Annotated in this window: 13 protein-coding genes and 1 pseudogene; 3 read left to right on the top strand and 11 right to left on the bottom strand. The window is 53.6% G+C overall.

Features of this window, described 5'->3' with window-relative positions:
- Positions 1 to 15: 15 nt before the first annotated feature.
- Both IDH45_RS22675 and IDH45_RS22670 read right to left on the bottom strand, forming a co-directional pair.
- Positions 16 to 3,102, bottom strand: a complete 3,087-nt coding sequence (locus IDH45_RS22675; RefSeq protein ID WP_223836891.1) for a DEAD/DEAH box helicase — start codon at positions 3,100 to 3,102, stop codon at positions 16 to 18.
- Entirely contained in the window at positions 3,099 to 4,784 is a 1,686-nt protein-coding gene (locus IDH45_RS22670) for a hypothetical protein (protein ID WP_190930416.1), read from the bottom strand. The genes IDH45_RS22675 and IDH45_RS22670 overlap by 4 nt, the downstream gene beginning before the upstream one ends.
- Positions 4,785 to 5,313: 529 nt before the next feature.
- Between IDH45_RS22670 and IDH45_RS22665 the strand changes: the two genes are divergently transcribed.
- A complete protein-coding gene (locus tag IDH45_RS22665; RefSeq protein WP_317891265.1) occupies positions 5,314 to 5,535 on the top strand; it encodes a type II toxin-antitoxin system HicA family toxin in 222 nt (73 codons plus the stop codon).
- A 29-nt stretch (positions 5,536 to 5,564) separates the two neighbouring features.
- Positions 5,565 to 5,981, top strand: a complete 417-nt coding sequence (locus IDH45_RS22660; RefSeq protein WP_190930414.1) for a type II toxin-antitoxin system HicB family antitoxin — start codon at positions 5,565 to 5,567, stop codon at positions 5,979 to 5,981.
- 977 nt (positions 5,982 to 6,958) lie between these two features.
- Here IDH45_RS22660 and groL read toward each other — a convergent pair.
- From groL to IDH45_RS22615, 8 genes are all read right to left on the bottom strand, one after another.
- The gene (groL, locus tag IDH45_RS22650) at positions 6,959 to 8,590 is read right to left on the bottom strand and encodes a chaperonin GroEL (protein ID WP_190930412.1); all 1,632 of its coding nucleotides are present in this window, start codon (positions 8,588 to 8,590) and stop codon (positions 6,959 to 6,961) included.
- Between the two features lie 168 nt (positions 8,591 to 8,758).
- The gene (groES, locus tag IDH45_RS22645; RefSeq protein WP_190930411.1) at positions 8,759 to 9,040 is read right to left on the bottom strand and encodes a co-chaperone GroES; all 282 of its coding nucleotides are present in this window, start codon (positions 9,038 to 9,040) and stop codon (positions 8,759 to 8,761) included.
- Positions 9,041 to 9,368: 328 nt separating this feature from the next.
- Entirely contained in the window at positions 9,369 to 10,133 is a 765-nt protein-coding gene (gene tatC / locus IDH45_RS22640) for a twin-arginine translocase subunit TatC (protein WP_190930431.1), read from the bottom strand.
- Between the two features lie 257 nt (positions 10,134 to 10,390).
- Positions 10,391 to 10,696 carry a twin-arginine translocase TatA/TatE family subunit gene (locus tag IDH45_RS22635; protein WP_190930410.1) on the bottom strand — a complete coding sequence of 102 codons (306 nt, stop codon included), beginning with the start codon at positions 10,694 to 10,696 and terminating at the stop codon, positions 10,391 to 10,393.
- Positions 10,697 to 10,731: 35 nt separating this feature from the next.
- Complete coding sequence (locus tag IDH45_RS22630; protein ID WP_190930409.1) at positions 10,732 to 11,754, bottom strand: molybdopterin-binding protein; 1,023 nt, start codon at positions 11,752 to 11,754, stop codon at positions 10,732 to 10,734.
- Positions 11,751 to 12,245, bottom strand: a complete 495-nt coding sequence (locus IDH45_RS22625; RefSeq protein ID WP_190930408.1) for a MogA/MoaB family molybdenum cofactor biosynthesis protein — start codon at positions 12,243 to 12,245, stop codon at positions 11,751 to 11,753. Before IDH45_RS22625 ends, IDH45_RS22630 begins: the two co-directional genes overlap by 4 nt.
- A gap of 153 nt (positions 12,246 to 12,398) precedes the next feature.
- On the bottom strand, positions 12,399 to 12,893 hold the full coding sequence (moaC, locus tag IDH45_RS22620) for a cyclic pyranopterin monophosphate synthase MoaC (protein WP_190930407.1): 495 nt from the start codon (positions 12,891 to 12,893) through the stop codon (positions 12,399 to 12,401).
- Between the two features lie 390 nt (positions 12,894 to 13,283).
- Entirely contained in the window at positions 13,284 to 13,895 is a 612-nt protein-coding gene (locus IDH45_RS22615) for a 5-formyltetrahydrofolate cyclo-ligase (RefSeq protein WP_190930406.1), read from the bottom strand.
- A gap of 397 nt (positions 13,896 to 14,292) precedes the next feature.
- Here IDH45_RS22615 and IDH45_RS22610 point away from each other — a divergent pair, with 397 nt between their 5' ends.
- Positions 14,293 to 16,302, top strand: coding sequence for an ABC-F family ATP-binding cassette domain-containing protein (locus IDH45_RS22610; RefSeq protein ID WP_190930405.1), 2,010 nt, complete (start codon positions 14,293 to 14,295; stop codon positions 16,300 to 16,302).
- Here the strand turns inward: IDH45_RS22610 and IDH45_RS22605 are convergent.
- Positions 16,272 to 16,858 (bottom strand): annotated as a pseudogene (locus tag IDH45_RS22605) (hypothetical protein); the annotation flags it as partial. The gene IDH45_RS22610 and the pseudogene IDH45_RS22605 sit on opposite strands and share 31 nt — an antisense overlap.

Raw genomic sequence — 16,858 nt, 5'->3', positions numbered from 1 at the left:
GCTGCCACCCCCTGTTTACTTATCGATCCATTCCTTGCGCAGGTGGAACAACTGCTGGAGCTCACCTGTCGACATCTCGGTAATCCAGCTCTCGCCTCCTACGATCTGCTCATTAAGCGATTGCTTCCGCTCGATCATATCGTCGATCCGTTCCTCAATCGTACCGAGGGTCACAAACTTGTGCACCTGAACGTTGCGGGTTTGCCCGATCCGAAACGCCCGGTCCGTCGCCTGGTTCTCCACAGCCGGGTTCCACCAGCGGTCGAAATGGAAAACATGGTTCGCCCCCGTCAAATTAAGTCCAGTTCCTCCGGCCTTCAGGGAAAGAATAAACACACGCCTTCCCGCCATATCCGAACCAGCCGATTGGAAGCTTGCGATCATCTTGTCCCGCCCCGCCTTGCTTACGCCGCCGTGCAGGAAAGCTACCTGCTCACCCAGCTGCCGTTCTAGCAGTTCCTTCAGCATATGCCCCGTTTCGACAAACTGCGTAAAGACGAGGCAGCGGTCTCCCTCCTCCCGCAGCTCCTCCACCATTTCCAGCAATCGCGTTAGTTTATTGGATCGCCCCGGTTCATAATCTCCCGACTTCCCCTTGAGCAGCATTGCCGGATGATTACACAGCTGCTTGAGACGCGTCAGCGACGCCAGGATCAGCCCACGGCGCTCCATAGCGGACAAATCGTCAATTTTCTCGAACAGCTCCCTGACTACATGTTCATATAAAGCCGCTTGTTCGGCGGTCAGATGCACATAAGCTTTGGACTCGTTTTTCTCCGGCAAATCAAGCTGGATCGCAGGGTCGCTCTTGAGCCTGCGGAGCAGAAAAGGCCTTACCAGCTTCTGCACTTGCCCGATCAGGCGGGAATCGTTCGTTTTCTCGATCGGAGTCACATACCGGCGCGTGAACGAAGGCAAGCTGCCTAAATACCCCGGATTCACAAAATCGAATATGGACCACAGCTCGGTCAGACGATTCTCGATCGGAGTGCCCGTCAGAGCGATCCGGTGTCCGACATGGAGCTTACGAATGGCCGAGGCTTGCTTGGTGTATACGTTTTTAATATTTTGCGCTTCGTCAAGGCAAAGAGTGCTCCAGGAAACGCCCGAAAGTTCGGCCTCGTCCAGATGAGCCAGCGTGTAGGACGTAATCACCAGATCATAACCGGCTGCATATTCGGAAAACGCTTCTCCTTTCACCCGCCCGGTCCCATAATGGACATATACGTTAACCGTCGGGGCGAATCGCTCCAGCTCCTTTTGCCAATTGCCCAGTACGGATGTCGGGCAGATGAGCAAAGCCGGCATTCCGGGTTTTTCCTTCTCGATGACTTTCATCAAATAGGCGATCCATTGGATCGTCTTCCCGAGTCCCATATCGTCGGCCAAACATCCGCCCAGTCCGAAGCGGCGCAAAAAGTACAGCCACGAGCTTCCCTCGAGCTGGTAGCCGCGAAGCGTACCGGTAAATCCGGCGGGACTGTCCCATTGAGGCAAACGCCCGCTTCCGCTCAAGTTTGCGACCATCGCGGACAGATGTCCGTTCAGCTCCACCTCGAAGCGAAACAGCGCGGATAACTCCGCCTCCGGGGATAGATCTCCCGCTCCTGCTCCCGTTCCTCCTGCCCCCGCATCTTCCAGATGATCCGCTCCGAAACTCGGCTCGCCCGTATCCAACAAATGCATCTCCAGCACATCCCGAAACGAAAGCCCTTGCCGGCCGATCCGCTTCATCGTCAGACGAATCTGCTTCAGCAGCACCGGGTCAAGCTGAACCCAGCGATCCTCCAGCCGCACCAGCCGTTTGTTTTGCGATGCCAACTGCCGGAATTGCTCCTCCGTTATCGTTTGGTCGCCTACCGCTACTTTCCAGTCGAACTGCATCAACTGGTCCAGCCCGACAAACGATTCATCGGCCGAGCCTACCGATGACCTCATAATCGCTTTCAGCCGCGGTTTTTGCCGCTTCACCTCTTCCCACCAGCCCGGGAGAAGAACGACCGTGCCTGCCTGCAGCAGCTTGGCGCTAACTTCCTCCAGAAACCTCCAAGCCTCATCGTCGGCCAGCAGCCCGGAACGAACTTCTCCGAGCCACGGAGCGATGGCACACCACTTGTGCATTTGCTTGGCTACCCGCTCGTCCAGCTTGTCTTTCCAACGTTCAGGAATACGGGGCGTGGCGGCTTCAACCGGGAAATCGGTACCCACGCTTTCGAACGCCCTTCTCCTCCCGGAAACATCGATCACTTCAGGCGCCGCTGCTGCAGCAATCTGTCTCCGTCCTTCGGCAATCTCGCCGGCTGCCGTCCCGAACAAACCGTATTCAACCACATAGGATGGATGTTCCTTATCCTGCAGCACGATGTTCAACTGCCAGCTGTCGCCCTCTTCGTAATCCGGCTCGGTTAAACGAAGGCAGGTCTGGAACGGAACCGCATCCGTTGTCCAGCCGATTCCAATGAGCCAATCTTCTTCATCCGCCCAGAGGGACGTCGTTTCTTCGCCCCTTTTTCGCTGGCCCGGATCTCCGTTCTTCAAGATCGCTTGTACAGGTACAGCAGGATGTTGCTCGGACACGACCTCCCATGCACCCACCACCGCAGGAACAGTTCCCGACCACTCCAGCAAGATATCGTCCAGCCATCGGTCCGGGGCCCCCAGGCCCGCCGCCAATGCTAAACCGGTTACCGTGTCCAGCTCCGAACGCTGTGACTCGTCAGGCAGCAGCTCCCACCCCCATCCTCCGGCTTGCCACTTCTTGTAGGAAGGCTTGAAGCGGCCCTCGCATAAGCAATCGATCAGCAGCCTGGCCAGGCGCCGGTAGACGCTGCTTGCCTCATCCCACTGAAGTACCGAGTGAAGCGACGGGAGGGGTGCAGCCAAATAATCGGCGGCCATAGCCGGGCTCAGCAGCACACCGTTCCTGCTCAAATGCCGGGTCTCCTCAAGCAAAGTGCCGTAATACGACTTGGCATGCCAAGCGAACAGCCGATGCTTGAGCCTTAGCGAATCCAGAATGCCGTCCTCATCGTGACCTGCAACAAAAAAAGAACCGTCTTCCAGCCTTTCCACAGAAATATGAATCACGCTGCCAGGCATCATAGGATCAGCTTACTCCTCTTCAGCTCCTCCTGGAACGCGCGCAAGCGGGAGTGTTTGTCCCTAAGATGAGCAAAATATTCGTTCCAGCGTTCGGGAGACTTTAATTTGTAATAACAATCTCGAAGCTTAGTCAAATAATGTGCCGCCTCTTGGTACGCATCCCGCTTCCTCCACGCGATGCACCGCTCGATCGATTGGTGATACAACGGAAGCAACATTTCGGGCTGCCCTGCGGATACCTTCCTCAAATCGGAATCGTCCAGTTCGCCGGGGGAATAATCCAACGTCATCTGCAAATCTACCCACTGCTGGTATCGCTTCATTTTAAGCAGCAGTTCACCGTAGATGTCGCTGCTGTATGGCAGAAGCTCGGTCATCGCTTGCAGCAGCTCGTCCTGTTTTCCCGTCCGTTTCACAAGCGGTTCCCAGAAGTCATGGACATACGTCTCCAGAAATTCTTCATCGTCCTGTTTCATGAAGGGGATCATCCACCGAAGCCACTTTTGAAGCGTATCCCATCTGTCGGTTTGTTTAAAGTAATGCAAATACATGACAACCAGAACCGGGTCCTTCAATACGGTTTGCTGCGCGAAAAGCTCCAGGGCCGTCTGTTCGTCTCCTTCCAGCATCCTCATATGGAGAAGGCCCAGTCTCGCAAGCTCTACTTGCTCCAGAGTGGCTTCCGGCCGTTTCATTTGTCGTTGGAGACGCACAAGTTCCCGTTCACAGTATTCGGAATGGTTCAGCATGCCCCACCACAAATACCGGTACAAGATCAGCCAGCCCGCCGGAGAGTTTGCTCCGCCTATCATGATAAACTGATGAAGCATCTGCGCGGTTTGCTCCAGTTTATCGCCGTAACGGCTGTACAGAACGGAACGATTGATCTGACGCGCAATCACCCGAATCTCCTCTTGGATCGCGTTGCATGTGTGATAATACTGGTTGTAGTACGACATGTAAAAGGAGATCTCCGACTTCTTCCAGTCATGTTCCATCTGGTGCAACAGCTCGAGCCGCATGTAGATCCGGTATAACTCTCTCAGAGTCTCCGGAAGACTCGCACCGCTTTGATCGAACTCTTGAAGCAGCAGCGAATACTGCACATGTACGCTGCCTTGCATCGTGTTTTGACGCTTCTCGTACAGACCGGCAAACAAACGGCTCCAGCTCTCGGCGTCGCTATTCTCCTTCAGACTTGCTTGCTCGCTTTCGAGGCGCTTAAGCTGATCCTTCTGCTCCTTTACCTTTTTCGGCGTTAGAAGCGAAGGCGGATTGGGGGCGCTGCTTGGTTTCTTCGTCCCATCTCGCTTCACTATAGACGGTATAGACGGGGCAACCCTCTCCTCAGCTTCCCGAATCAGCAGTTCAGGGCGCTTCCCCTGCATCGAAAGTAGACTCATCACCGCGGCTGCGATGTGAGCACAGTACGCAACGCTCCCGCAATCACAAGTAGTCAGATTAAAAAAATCATAATCGATCATTACCGCATACGTCCGTCCCTTGTCGACTACGTTACATGTATAAGTGGATTTCTCCGCATTCACCTTGGAATGGGAGTCCGATATACTTCTGTACAGCGTCCACCCCGTTTGCAACAGAGGCACAGGAAAATTTGCAAGCGCCTCTTCCCAAAGATACTGGATATGTTCGCGGCTCAGCCGAGCTTCTTTCTCTCCCATTTCCTGCCTCCCATCAAGCCGTTTTCTTATAGTCTAGCAAGAAAATCATAGGGTTCGCAATTAGTTGAATAAACTATTAAGAGCCTAAGTTCTCCTAGTGCTATGTATATAAACTATGGTTGTAGGCCGTTAGACTCACAATTTGTCTATGGATTAGAGACAGGTTTTCGGTTGAAACGGCTCAATCGAGCCACATCCCCTCAACTGGTCTCCATTTCGGCGGTTCCTCCGGTTTCGGTTCCTCCGGCTCAGTAGCCAACAACACGCGCATTTTCCCCTCTGCTTAGCTCGAGCTCGATGTAATCTTTCAAGTCTAACGCCTTAATGGCTGACCGCACCCTATTCGCTGGTCGCACTGATAATCTACTTATCTTTTCAATGTCGGGACAACACCCAGTCATGCTTATAAAGTGTCCAGAGGATTCGTAGAATCTTTCTTTCAGTGTCTTCAAGCATTCCCTCACTTCTTATAGGAACATTTGTTCTTATTATAGCCAGGAATTTATAGATTATTCAACATGTATGATTTATGCGCATTATTTTTTTGACATGCATGATTTATGCGTGTTATGATATGATTAGAAAGGAGGACGATATGAAAAGCTACTCTTCTAGGGAACTAATAAAAATGGCTGAATCAAATCATCATTTCCGACATTCAACCTACAAACACAAACTCACAATCCCACACCCTAGAAAAGACTTCAAGCCAAAAACCTTAAGAAACATTCTAAAGGACATGGGGCCGTAAGGCTCCTGTCCGAAAGGAGAGAATATAGATTGGATAGATACGTATTTCCAGCTTTATTTGAATCAGAGGAAGGAGTACCAGGGTATACCGTTTCATTTCCAGATTTGCCTGGTTGTCATACGGAAGGCGATACACTGGAGGAAGCATTGAGCATGGCGCGTGAAGCGCTGGGTCTGCATTTGTACGGTATGGAGGAAGATGGAGACGAAATCCCTGTTGCTTCTGCTCCGGGGAAGCTGCAACCTGTAGAAGACGGCTTTTACACACTGATCGAAGTTCGAACTGGTCCGGTCCGCGACAAGCAACTTAATAAATCCGTGACCAAAAACGTTACGCTGCCGCGTTGGTTGGAGCTTGAAGCGACTAAGGCGGAATTGAATTTTTCACAAGTTTTGCAACATGCATTAAAGCAAGAACTACGTATATTCGATAAGAATGCTAAATAAGTAAAACATCGGCCGGGGAACCTTCCCGGCCATTTTCTTTTTAATTAGACATTATTCCCAAGCACTCTCAGGGAATAACGTCTAATGTCCTTCACTTTCAATAACAACAGCAACTTGCTGCATACCGGAAGCGAAGTACTTGTATAATACATTATATTTTTCGCAATATTCTTTAAATGCCTTGTATTCATGTTCTTTCCAGTTAGGATAGTTAAAGTATTCGTCAAAAATAATAACGGATCCACTCCCCAGAAATCTGTGGAGATTTTCAAAAATAGTAACAGTTGAAGAATAAATATCACAATCCACATGTAATAGATCAATTTTTTACTTTGGTGTTCTTCCGCAAACGCTGGTAATGTATCATTGAACTAGCCTTTATAGAGTGTTACGTTTGATCTCACTTCTGGAATGTTTGTCTTGAAGGTTACTTTTTCCAAAAATATCCATTATAGTCTTCTGGCAATCCTTCATATGAATCGAACCCAAATAGTTTTGCGTCGGGAAAACGATCTGCCATAAAATTAATGGATATTCCAGAATATACACACACTCCACGATGAAACTGTTTTGAGGGATATACTTTAGTGTATGGTCCAACACTCTTAGTTTTTCGCCCCAAGTTTTCATTGGGATGATTATGGCATCTTTCATATTTTCCTCTATGTACTTAGCTGACTCGTTGGCAGCCTTCTGGTTCAATAATACATATGGGTTATACATCGGATTAAAATCTTCCATCATAAATCTTGCTAACTCTTCGTGTGTTTTTGAATTTTGCAACATTCGATTGATTTTATGGTAATCTTCATCGAAGAACCTCTATTGAATTAACTAAAAGTGACTTTACTTTCTGCTTTATTCTACCAATCATACTTTTTTTCGCAAGAAATGTGATTTTTTCGTGATTTTAAATAGAAAGAGCCCCCTTTCGGGAGCCCTTATCTATTGGTATTACAAGGTTTTTTGCCTCGTAATTACATCATGCCGCCCATTCCACCCATGCCGCCCATATCCGGCATAGCAGGAGCTTTGTCTTTTTCTGGTTTGTCCGCGACAACCGCTTCGGTCGTCAGGAACATAGCTGCAACGGAGGCAGCGTTTTGAAGAGCGGAGCGAGTAACTTTGGTAGGGTCGACGATACCGGCTTGGAACATGTTGACCCATTCGCCAGTAGCGGCGTTGTAACCTACGCCCACTTCTTCTTTTTTCAGGCGCTCTACGATGACGGAGCCTTCTTGGCCGGCGTTCGTAGAGATGATGCGTACCGGCTCTTCCAGAGCGCGGAGCACGATGTTGACGCCTGTTTGCTCGTCGCCGTCTGCTTTAACAGCAGCAACAGCAGAGTATACGTTCACGAGGGCCGTACCGCCACCGGAAACGATTCCTTCTTCCACAGCGGCACGCGTGGAGTTCAGGGCGTCTTCGATGCGCAGTTTGCGCTCTTTCAGTTCGGTTTCGGTAGCTGCGCCGACTTTGACTACTGCAACGCCGCCGGACAACTTAGCCAGACGCTCTTGGAGCTTCTCGCGGTCGAAGTCGGAAGTCGTTTCTTCCAGTTGAGCGCGGATTTGCGCTACGCGGGTACCGATGTCTTTTTTGTCGCCGGCACCGTCAACAACGATCGTGTTTTCTTTGGATACGCGGATTTGACGAGCGCTGCCCAACGAATCAACCGTAGTCGATTTCAGGTCAAGGCCCAGCTCTTCCGTGATCACTTGGCCGCCCGTCAAAGCTGCGATGTCGCCAAGCATAGCTTTGCGGCGGTCGCCGAAGCCTGGAGCTTTAACGGCAACGCAAGTGAACGTACCACGCAGCTTGTTAACTACGAGCGTAGCCAACGCTTCGCCGTCTACGTCTTCTGCGATGATCAGCAGCTGGCGTCCGGATTGAACGACTTTCTCAAGCACAGGAAGAATCTCTTGAATGCTGGAGATTTTCTTGTCTGTGATCAAGATGTACGGATTGTCCAGAACAGCTTCCATCTTGTCGGTATCGTTAACCATGTAAGCGGACAGGTAGCCGCGGTCGAATTGCATACCTTCTACGACTTCCAGCTCCGTTACGAAACCTTTGGATTCTTCAACGGTAACAACGCCGTCGTTACCTACTTTTTCCATAGCTTCTGCAATCAGCTGGCCAAGCTCTTCGTCAGCTGCGGAGATTGCCGCAACTTGTGCGATCGATTGTTTGCCTTCGATCGGCTTGGAGATTTTTTGCAGTTCTTCCGTAGCGGCTTTCACGGCTTTTTCGATCCCTTTACGGATGACCATCGGGTTAGCGCCTGCCGTTACGTTTTTCAGACCTTCGCGAATCATCGCTTGAGCCAGAACGGTAGCCGTAGTCGTACCGTCGCCTGCTACGTCGTTTGTTTTGGTTGCTACTTCTTTAACGAGCTGAGCGCCCATGTTTTCGAATGCGTCTTCGAGCTCGATCTCTTTGGCGATCGTAACACCGTCATTTGTGATGAGCGGGCTGCCAAATTTTTTCTCAAGTACAACGTTGCGGCCTTTCGGTCCGAGCGTTACTTTTACCGCATTAGCCAAAGTGTCGACACCACGGAGCATTGCGCGGCGAGCGTCTTCACTGAATTTAATTTCTTTAGCCATGAATCGGAACCTCCCGGATTGTTTTATATTTTAGAGTGGATGCAGATAATCGGATTAAGTATAGTTTACCGGTTGTGCGAGCATAGTAAGATCAAAATCGGAATCACGCCGGATCAATATCCGAGCAGCGATGGAGACGATTCAATCCTACCAGGCCGGATAGCCTTGTTACGCAAGCACAGCCAGGATGTCGCTTTCACGCAAAATAAGCAGTTCTTTGCCCTCGAATTTCACTTCAGTGCCTGCATATTTGGAGAACAGAACGCGGTCGCCTTCTTTCACTTCAAGCGCAATGCGTTGTCCGTCTTTTACGTGGCCGCTGCCAACAGCTACGATTTTGCCTTCTTGCGGCTTTTCTTTTGCCGTGTCCGGCAGAACGATGCCACTAGCTGTAGTCTCCTCCTTGGCAATAGGTTCAAGAACTACGCGATCACCCAACGGTTTGATCATGAGAAAACTGCCTCCTTTGATTCAGATGGTTTTGTTGTAGAGGGTTTGTTAGCACTCGAACGTGGTTAGTGCTAATAACATCTTTTATGATAATCATTTCGCCTTCGGTTTGCAAGTCCTTTTGGAGGTTTTCATAAAATTTTAATCCGTGCATTTTTTTGCACACCTTATGTAGGTTGTCCCATCCATACGCAAAGTATTACCGACTCGCAGAGCAGGCGGACAATACGCTCCACCCGGTTCGTCACCCTTCTATCCCGACAGACAAAGTCTCCCCCGGTTCGACAAAAAAGGTCTGCGTCACATGCAACGCAGACCGAACGTTTCCTCAAGCTTCGGCCTCACCCAGATCACTGAGCCATTGCTTGTCATACTCCTGTTGTTTCCGGTATACCCGGGCGGACAGCATAATGCTGATCTCGTACAAAATGATCATCGGAACGGCCACCAGAATATCCGATATGAGATCGGGCGGCGTCACGAACGTGGCGATAATAACTAGCGCCAGATAAGCGTAGCGGCGCAGCTTCTTCAGACGCAGCGGATTGAGAATCCGCAGCTTGGTCAGAAACATCACGACAACCGGAAGCTCGAACAATAACGCCATCGGCAGCAAAATGTTAAACATGAACGAAAAATATTGGGCGGCCCCGTACGTTTCGGTCAAATTCAAGCTTTTGGTCACGGTCAACGTAAAGTAAAACGCCATCGGGAATATCACAAAGTAAGCGAAGGACAGGCCGAGCAGAAAGAGCAGCACGGCGCCCGGTATATACCGCAGCGTCGCTTTTTGCTCGTGCTCCATCAGTCCCGGCTTGACGAACAGCCAGATCTGCGTAAGCGCAAAGGGCAGCGTCACGACCAGGCCGACGGCGAAAGCAAACTGCATGTACAGCCGGATTGCATCCCACGGCGAAAACGTATTCAAGCCGACGATGCTCGAAGCCGGTTCCGAATTCATTAAGTAGACGATAAGCGGCTTGGCGGCGAAAAAGCCCCCGATCATGGCCAGCGCCAAAACGACGACGATCCAGATGAGCCGTTTGCGGAGCTCGGTTAGATGCTCCACCAGGGATGCCGTTTCTTCTTGCATCAATTTTCACCAGCCTCATGATCAGGTAACGGAATAGTCAGACAGGTCTCCTTTTAACTTGAAACGACAGCGTTCGAGTCCATCTGCTCTCATACAATTTTTGGAAGCGCTGCCGTTTACGTCTTTGTTTAATAAGCACTCCATAGGTCCTATTGAAGCGTCCAATCTGTAAACGTACCAAAGGGTTGCTAGCATGCTGATCACAGAGCCTTCGTCCAGACATCATAAAAGTCCGGCCTTGTTGTTCAGTGCCTTGCTCAGTCCGGAAGACGCTTGTCGGTAGCAGGCGCAGGCGCTGCCGAAGCACTCGAAGCAGCCGGTGTTGGTGCAGGTGCAGCCGTCTCGGCCCGATACTCGGGCTTGCCCGAATCCAGACGCTGAGCTTCCGCCTTCTCTACTTGCTTGCGGTCGGAGTCGTCCTCCATAATTTCTTTGGCTCCGTTCTTAAACTCGCGAAGCGTACGGCCGAACGCGCGGCCGAGTTCCGGAAGCTTGCTCGGGCCAAACAGCAGTAAAGCCACCAAAATGATCAGAATAAAACCTGTTGCGCCGATATTAGGCATCGACAATTCCTCCTTCAAGTTGGGTGTGGGTATAGTTACCCTCTCTCTGCGTAAAGCCCTCCATATCCGAGCTCGGTAATATCTGTTTTGCCGATTCGAATCCTCGCGCAAATTCGCGGCAGCAGCACATCGAATACGGTATATTTATCATACATCACGCTGCCCGGTAATCCAACAACCGGAGTATGACCCAGATAAGCCATCATCAGCATCGATCCGGGAAGCATCGGCGTCCCGTGACTTACGATGTCCGCTCCGGCTTGCCGGATCGCTCCGGGTGTCCGGTCGTCGGGATCAACCGACATCCCCCCGGTAACGAGAATGAGATCAACCTGCTTGTCTTGAAAATAACGGATATGTCCTGCGATGCTGTCGCTGTCGTCCGTGCATAAGCGCTGTTCCTCCACGTACGAGCCGTACTCTTCCAGCTTGGCTCTGACGACAGGGCCGAATCGGTCCTCCACCAGTCCATTATACACTTCATTGCCGGTTGTGATGAGACCGGTTTTTAACGTTCTAAAAGGTTTCACGGATATGGGGCCTTCTCCCAGATACGCTTCGCGCCACTGGCGGGCGGACCGCTCGACCTGCTCGACCTTCTCCTTCGCGACGAGCAGCGGAATGACCCGCGTACCGGCGACCGATTGTCCCGGCGTTACGACCGTGTTAGACTGCAGCGTAGCCAGCGCGAGCTGATCGATTGCATTAACTCCGTTAATGAACGTCTTGTCGATCACCGTCAACCCGCGGATCGCCGACTTCAGCAGCACTTTGCCTTCGCTCGGTTCCGTCGCCGTTATGTTCGATCCCCGCGCCGCTTCCGCCATCCGGACGGCCGCATCGTCCTCGTGCAGGTCGTCATCGCCCAGCTCTAACACATAAATATGATCTTTGCCGATTTTCTTCAGCTCGGGAATATCCGAGTCGAGGACGATATGGCCTTTCCGGAAAAGCCGGCCCTTGAATTCCCCGGGTACGATGCGGGTCAAATCGTGGGCGAGCGGCAGGCCGATCGCCTCCTCCACCTTCACCTCGCGCAGGACGCTCGTTCGTCTCATCCCGGGAGCCCGCCTCCTTTGCCGCGGATCATCGTAAGGGCGATGGGCAACTGGTCCATGACCGCGGCCAAACATTCGTGAACGCCCTTCGGATCGCCGGGCAAGTTCAGCAGAAGCGTCTGCCCCCGGATGCCGGACACGCCGCGCGTCATCATGCCGAGCCCGTCCCGTTGCATCATGGCCGCCCGCATCGCTTCCGCAAAACCCGGCGCGAGCCGGTCGATCACTTCCAGCGTCGCCTCCGGAGTTACATCCCGCGGCCCCATGCCGATTCCTCCGGTAGTCAGAATGAGATCGGCCTTGTAATAATCCGTCATCTCAATTAGCGCTGCCATAATCTCGTCCGTTTCGTCGGGAACGATCCGGTACTCGACGATATCCCCCTGCAGCTCTTCCTCCACGAGTTCGTGAATCACCTGAGCACTGGTGTCTTCACGTTCGCCGCGAGAACCTTGATCGCTTGCCGTTAACAGGCCAACTTTCCAGCGCATCAGCTTATTCCCTCCCTTGTTATATCCCGACACACTGACGCATCTACTCATAAGGCGGAACCGCCGGCCCGTCTGTCCGTTTATCCCGTTAAGGATCGCATGGCAGCATTGGACTTGGGCTCGGTTGTTCAGCTTAAACAGCTTCATTTAAACTCATTCCTTGCCGGGCGGTCGGATATAATCTCCACTCTTGCCCCCGGTTTTGGATATAAGCACGGTCGGACCGATGCTCATCTCTTTCTCCAGCGCCTTGCACATATCGTATATGGTAAGCGCGGCCGCCGATACCGCGGTAAGAGCCTCCATCTCAACGCCGGTAAGCCCGGTCGTCTTGACTGTCGCTTGAATGTACAGCTCGTCCGCGCCGTTATCCGAGAACGCGACGTCCACTCCGGTCAGCGGCAGCGGATGGCACATCGGAATCCATTCCGACGTTTTCTTGGCGGACATGATGGCGGCGATCTGAGCGACGGCCAGCACATCCCCCTTGCCCAGACGGCCCATCTTAACCGCATCCAAGGTCGACGGACGCATCTTCACCGTCGTTTGCGCGGTTGCGGTACGTTTCGTTTCCGTTTTGCCGGAGACGTCCACCATGCGGGCGCGGCCGTCTTCATTAAAATGAGTAAGTCCGAATGATTCCGTCATCGTTTCGCAGCGCCTCCAATCCAGTCATAGTCGGGTAACCTCATAATGGATGTCCGGCATAAGCTTCGCCGGTTTGACTTTGCTAGCGAGCCAGTCCCTGACACCGGCACGAGGAAGGTTAACGGATCGGATTCGTCAGTCGCGGGAACAGAGATGAACATGCGGCGGCACACGATGAGGTGAGGAAACAAGGTTGTCCTATATCCAAAGATCCGGAAAGTCTGAAGCGGTCCATCCATCCGGCCCCGTCATCCCAAAAGCTCTCTTCATCTTTTTCGACACACGGATAGCGATGTCCTTGTGGGCGGCAAAAAAACGTTTATTAAAAATCAGTGAACAAAGAGTTCTTATCGTCATTCTGAATTCAACCAAGCAAGCAGCATGAACCATTTACCGGATCAAGCAGGTGCGTCTGTCGGTCACAACCGCATCGGTGCGAAAATCGAAATGGTCCATGGGCACTTCCGAAATCAACTGAAGATCAAACGCAACCGCGAGCTTAAACGGCTCCCGGCCCGTATTTTCCCGGCACATCCGCATAAATGCGTCGTAATACCCCCCGCCGTACCCTAGCCGTCCGCCTTTGCCGTCAAAAGCGAGTCCCGGAACGAGAACGCAGTCGATATCCTCCAGCCGTTCCAGCACGGGCGCCGACATCGCCGGTTCGCGAATCCCCCATCTGCCGGATTCCAGCTCGTCGAGACTTTGAATCTGATGAAGCGACATCAGTTTATGCTCGCGGATTACTTTGGGGACGACGATCGTGCCGCCGCGGTTCCAGCACCATAGCATGACAGGAGTGACATCCAGTTCCGTCCGGAAAGGAACATAGCTGAACAGGGTGAACGTCCTGCCGTCCGCATCATCACCCCTCTCCTCCAGCAGCCGGATCGCCGCTGCGCAGGCGCGGGCGGACTCTTCCGCACGTTCTTCTGCAGATAACAATGCACGGGTCGCTTCCATCTGTTTGCGCAGCTCCGCTTTATGCGCCTGTACGGTCATCTCGGTTTCCCCGTCCTTCTATTGGTATAAATCCGGTTCACAACCGGGAACGACGGCGTTCAAGCGATGCGTCCGGGCGCACGTTCTACTCTTCATATCTGTCTGCTGATGCAGGGTTCGATTGCCGTCAATATAACCTTTTCCCCAGTGTATCACACATTCCGAGTGAAGAAAAAGCCGGAGCCAAGCAGGCAGCGAACCGGTTGCAGCCCCTCATGCCGACGAACAGCCGCCTGCTGAGGCCCAGCCGTCCAGAACGGGGATATTCGTTTCAGGCAAAGTCTCATTTTACAAACGAGGGACCCATCGGTAAACTAAACATGACGGCTTGTAGGCGTCACTAGAACGACTGCGGATTTGCCTGGCGGAAATCCGTCTATAGGAAGGAAGACTACACATGCTTTTGCAAGTTAACGGATTGGAAAAACATTACGGCACGATTCCCGTGCTGACCCATATAGCGATGCAAATCCAGGAGCGCGACCGAATCGGGCTCGTCGGCGTAAACGGCGCGGGCAAATCGACGCTGCTCAAAATTATTGCTGGCGAAATGTCCGCCGACGGAGGACAAATATTCCGGGCCAAGGAAACGCGCATCGGGTATTTGGCGCAAAACAGCGGACTGTTGTCCGATAATTCGATTTGGAACGAAATGATCGGCGTATTCGCCGGCCTGCTTGAGATCGAGCAGGAGCTGCGCGAGCTCGAGGCGAAGATGGCCGATCCCGGACTGGCCGCCAACGAGCAGCTGTATGCGGACGTGCTGCACCGGTACTCGGTCAAATCCGATCTGTTCCGCGAAAAGGGCGGATACGGCATCGAGGCGAGAGTCCGCAGCATCCTGCACGGCATGGGCTTCGGCGCGTTCGACCCGGCCACGGCAATACGCACGCTGAGCGGCGGACAGAAAACCCGGTTGGCACTGGCCAAGCTGCTGCTGCAGGAGCCCGATCTGCTGATGCTGGACGAGCCAACCAACTATTTGGACATCGCTACGCTAACCTGGCTCGAAGATTATTTGCGCGGATACCCGGGCGCAGTGTTGGTCGTTTCTCACGACCGGTATTTTCTGGACGCTATGGCGAACGTGATTTATGAGATCGAGCGTACCCGCTGCAAAAGGTACACAGGCAACTACTCCCGCTATATGGAGCTGAAAGCGGCCGAATACGAGATCGAGCTGAAACATTACGAGAAGCAGCAGGAAGAGATTTCGCGCATGGAAGATTTCGTCCGCCGCAACCTCGTGCGGGCTTCCACGACGAAGCGGGCGCAAAGCAGGCGCAAGGCGCTTGAGAAGATGGACCGGCTGGACAAGCCCGCAGGCGAGCTGAAGCGCGCTTCCTTCCGGTTCGAATCGGAGAAGCAGTCCGGCAAGGACGTGCTTCGCGTTGAACATATGGCGGCGTCCTATGACGGCAACAGACAGCTGTTCCGCAACGTCTCCTTCGAGCTTCGCCGCGGCGACATGGCCGCCCTGATCGGGCCGAACGGAATCGGCAAATCGACGCTGCTGAAAATATTGACCGGGCAAAAACAGCAAAATTCCGGTTACTTCGAATGGGGCTCGAACGTCACGATCGGCTACTACGACCAGGAGCAGCAAGGGCTGAACCCGAACCATACCGTACTGGAAGAGCTGTGGAGCGAATACCCTCATCTGGAGGAGGTCCGCATCCGCACCGTGCTCGGCAGCTTTTTGTTCAGCGGCGAAGACGTATTGAAGAAAATCGGCGCGCTCAGCGGCGGCGAGAAGGCCCGCGTCTCGCTCTCCAAGCTGATGCTGAAGCAGGCGAACGTGTTGATTCTGGACGAGCCGACGAACCATCTCGATCTGTTCAGCAAGGAAGTGCTGGAGGCGGCGCTGCTGGACTACGAAGGAACGCTGCTGTTTATATCCCACGACCGTTATTTCCTGAACAAGATGGCCGACCGGATGCTGGAGCTGCACCCCGGCGGCATCGACGACTATCTCGGCAATTATGACGATTACGTAGAGAAAAAAAGCGAGCTCGCCGCCATCGAAGCGGAACGCCTGGCGGCGGACGCGGCGGCGGGCAAGCCGACCAAACCATCGGGCGCGGCAAGCTCCGGCTCCCCAGGCGTGGAAGCCGGCGGCGCCGGAAACCCGGCGGCGGGAACATCCGCAGCGGCTGCAGGCAAACCCCGCGATTATGAAGCGGAGAAGCAGCAGAAGCGCGAGGAGCGCGGGCGACAGCGCAAAATCGAACAACTCGAGCTTGCGATCGCCGCCATCGAGACGGAAACGGCGGCTCTGGAGGCAGCTCTGCTCGAACCGGACGTGTATAACGATTACGTCGCCGTCCAGACAGTCAACGCCGAGCTGGAAACGAAAAAAGCGGAGCTCGACAAGCTTTATGCCGAGTGGGAGGAGCTGTCCTCCTGAAAACGCAGCAGCAGCATCGGCACGGCTGCGTATACGATCATCGTCGCCGCGGCGACGATGCCGGAGTCGTTGAAGGCAAGCGCCGCTACGGAGCCGACCGCGATCGCCAGAAAGCCGGTCATATAATCCGGGTAGCGGCTCTCCCAGCGGCGGAATACGCCCTGCGGACGCGCGACGGCAATCGCCATCACGAGCATCCCGGCGGCAAGCACCTTCGTCCAGGCGGAGACGCCGATCAAATGCAGGTTCATCTGCAGCTTGCGCACGATCGTCGCTGCAATCAGATCGGTGCGGCCCTGGCCTAGCATCGCCATCGCCCGGCCGATATGGCTTTGGCCGGCGGAGCCGGACGGGAGGGCTGCATTCAGCAGCCAGAGCCCGGCGACCGCCGCCGCGACAAGGGCGGCGCACAGCAGCGCGAGCCGCAGCAGGCCGAGCCCGCGGGCGAAGCCGCCGGCGAAGCAGCGCAGCCACGCGAGGCCGAAGGCGACCGCCGCCGTGATGGCGCCGCCCGCGTTGGCGCCGAGCTGCGGCACGGCGAGGTACGCGGCGACGG

Origin of the sequence: Paenibacillus oceani (assembly GCF_014705615.1) — a bacterium.
GTDB classification, from domain to species: domain Bacteria; phylum Bacillota; class Bacilli; order Paenibacillales; family NBRC-103111; genus Paenibacillus_AB; species Paenibacillus_AB oceani.
The sequence above is the reverse complement of the archived record's forward strand: the minus strand, read 5'-3'. Positions and strand labels throughout refer to the sequence as shown.

Excerpts from the sequence above, each read along its gene's own strand:
- IDH45_RS22615 (WP_190930406.1), bottom strand. The coding sequence starts at position 13,895 with ATGACCGTACAGGCGCATAAAGCGGAGCTGCGCAAACAGATGGAAGCG.
- IDH45_RS22670 (WP_190930416.1), bottom strand. The coding sequence starts at position 4,784 with ATGGGAGAGAAAGAAGCTCGGCTGAGCCGCGAACATATCCAGTATCTT.
- IDH45_RS22610 (WP_190930405.1), top strand. The coding sequence starts at position 14,293 with ATGCTTTTGCAAGTTAACGGATTGGAAAAACATTACGGCACGATTCCC.
- moaC (WP_190930407.1), bottom strand. The coding sequence starts at position 12,893 with ATGACGGAATCATTCGGACTTACTCATTTTAATGAAGACGGCCGCGCC.
- IDH45_RS22625 (WP_190930408.1), bottom strand. The coding sequence starts at position 12,245 with ATGCGCTGGAAAGTTGGCCTGTTAACGGCAAGCGATCAAGGTTCTCGC.
- IDH45_RS22665 (WP_317891265.1), top strand. The coding sequence starts at position 5,314 with ATGCGCATTATTTTTTTGACATGCATGATTTATGCGTGTTATGATATG.
- groL (WP_190930412.1), bottom strand. The coding sequence starts at position 8,590 with ATGGCTAAAGAAATTAAATTCAGTGAAGACGCTCGCCGCGCAATGCTC.
- groES (WP_190930411.1), bottom strand. The coding sequence starts at position 9,040 with ATGATCAAACCGTTGGGTGATCGCGTAGTTCTTGAACCTATTGCCAAG.
- IDH45_RS22635 (WP_190930410.1), bottom strand. The coding sequence starts at position 10,696 with ATGCCTAATATCGGCGCAACAGGTTTTATTCTGATCATTTTGGTGGCT.
- IDH45_RS22630 (WP_190930409.1), bottom strand. The coding sequence starts at position 11,754 with ATGAGACGAACGAGCGTCCTGCGCGAGGTGAAGGTGGAGGAGGCGATC.
- IDH45_RS22675 (WP_223836891.1), bottom strand. The coding sequence starts at position 3,102 with ATGATGCCTGGCAGCGTGATTCATATTTCTGTGGAAAGGCTGGAAGAC.
- tatC (WP_190930431.1), bottom strand. The coding sequence starts at position 10,133 with ATGCAAGAAGAAACGGCATCCCTGGTGGAGCATCTAACCGAGCTCCGC.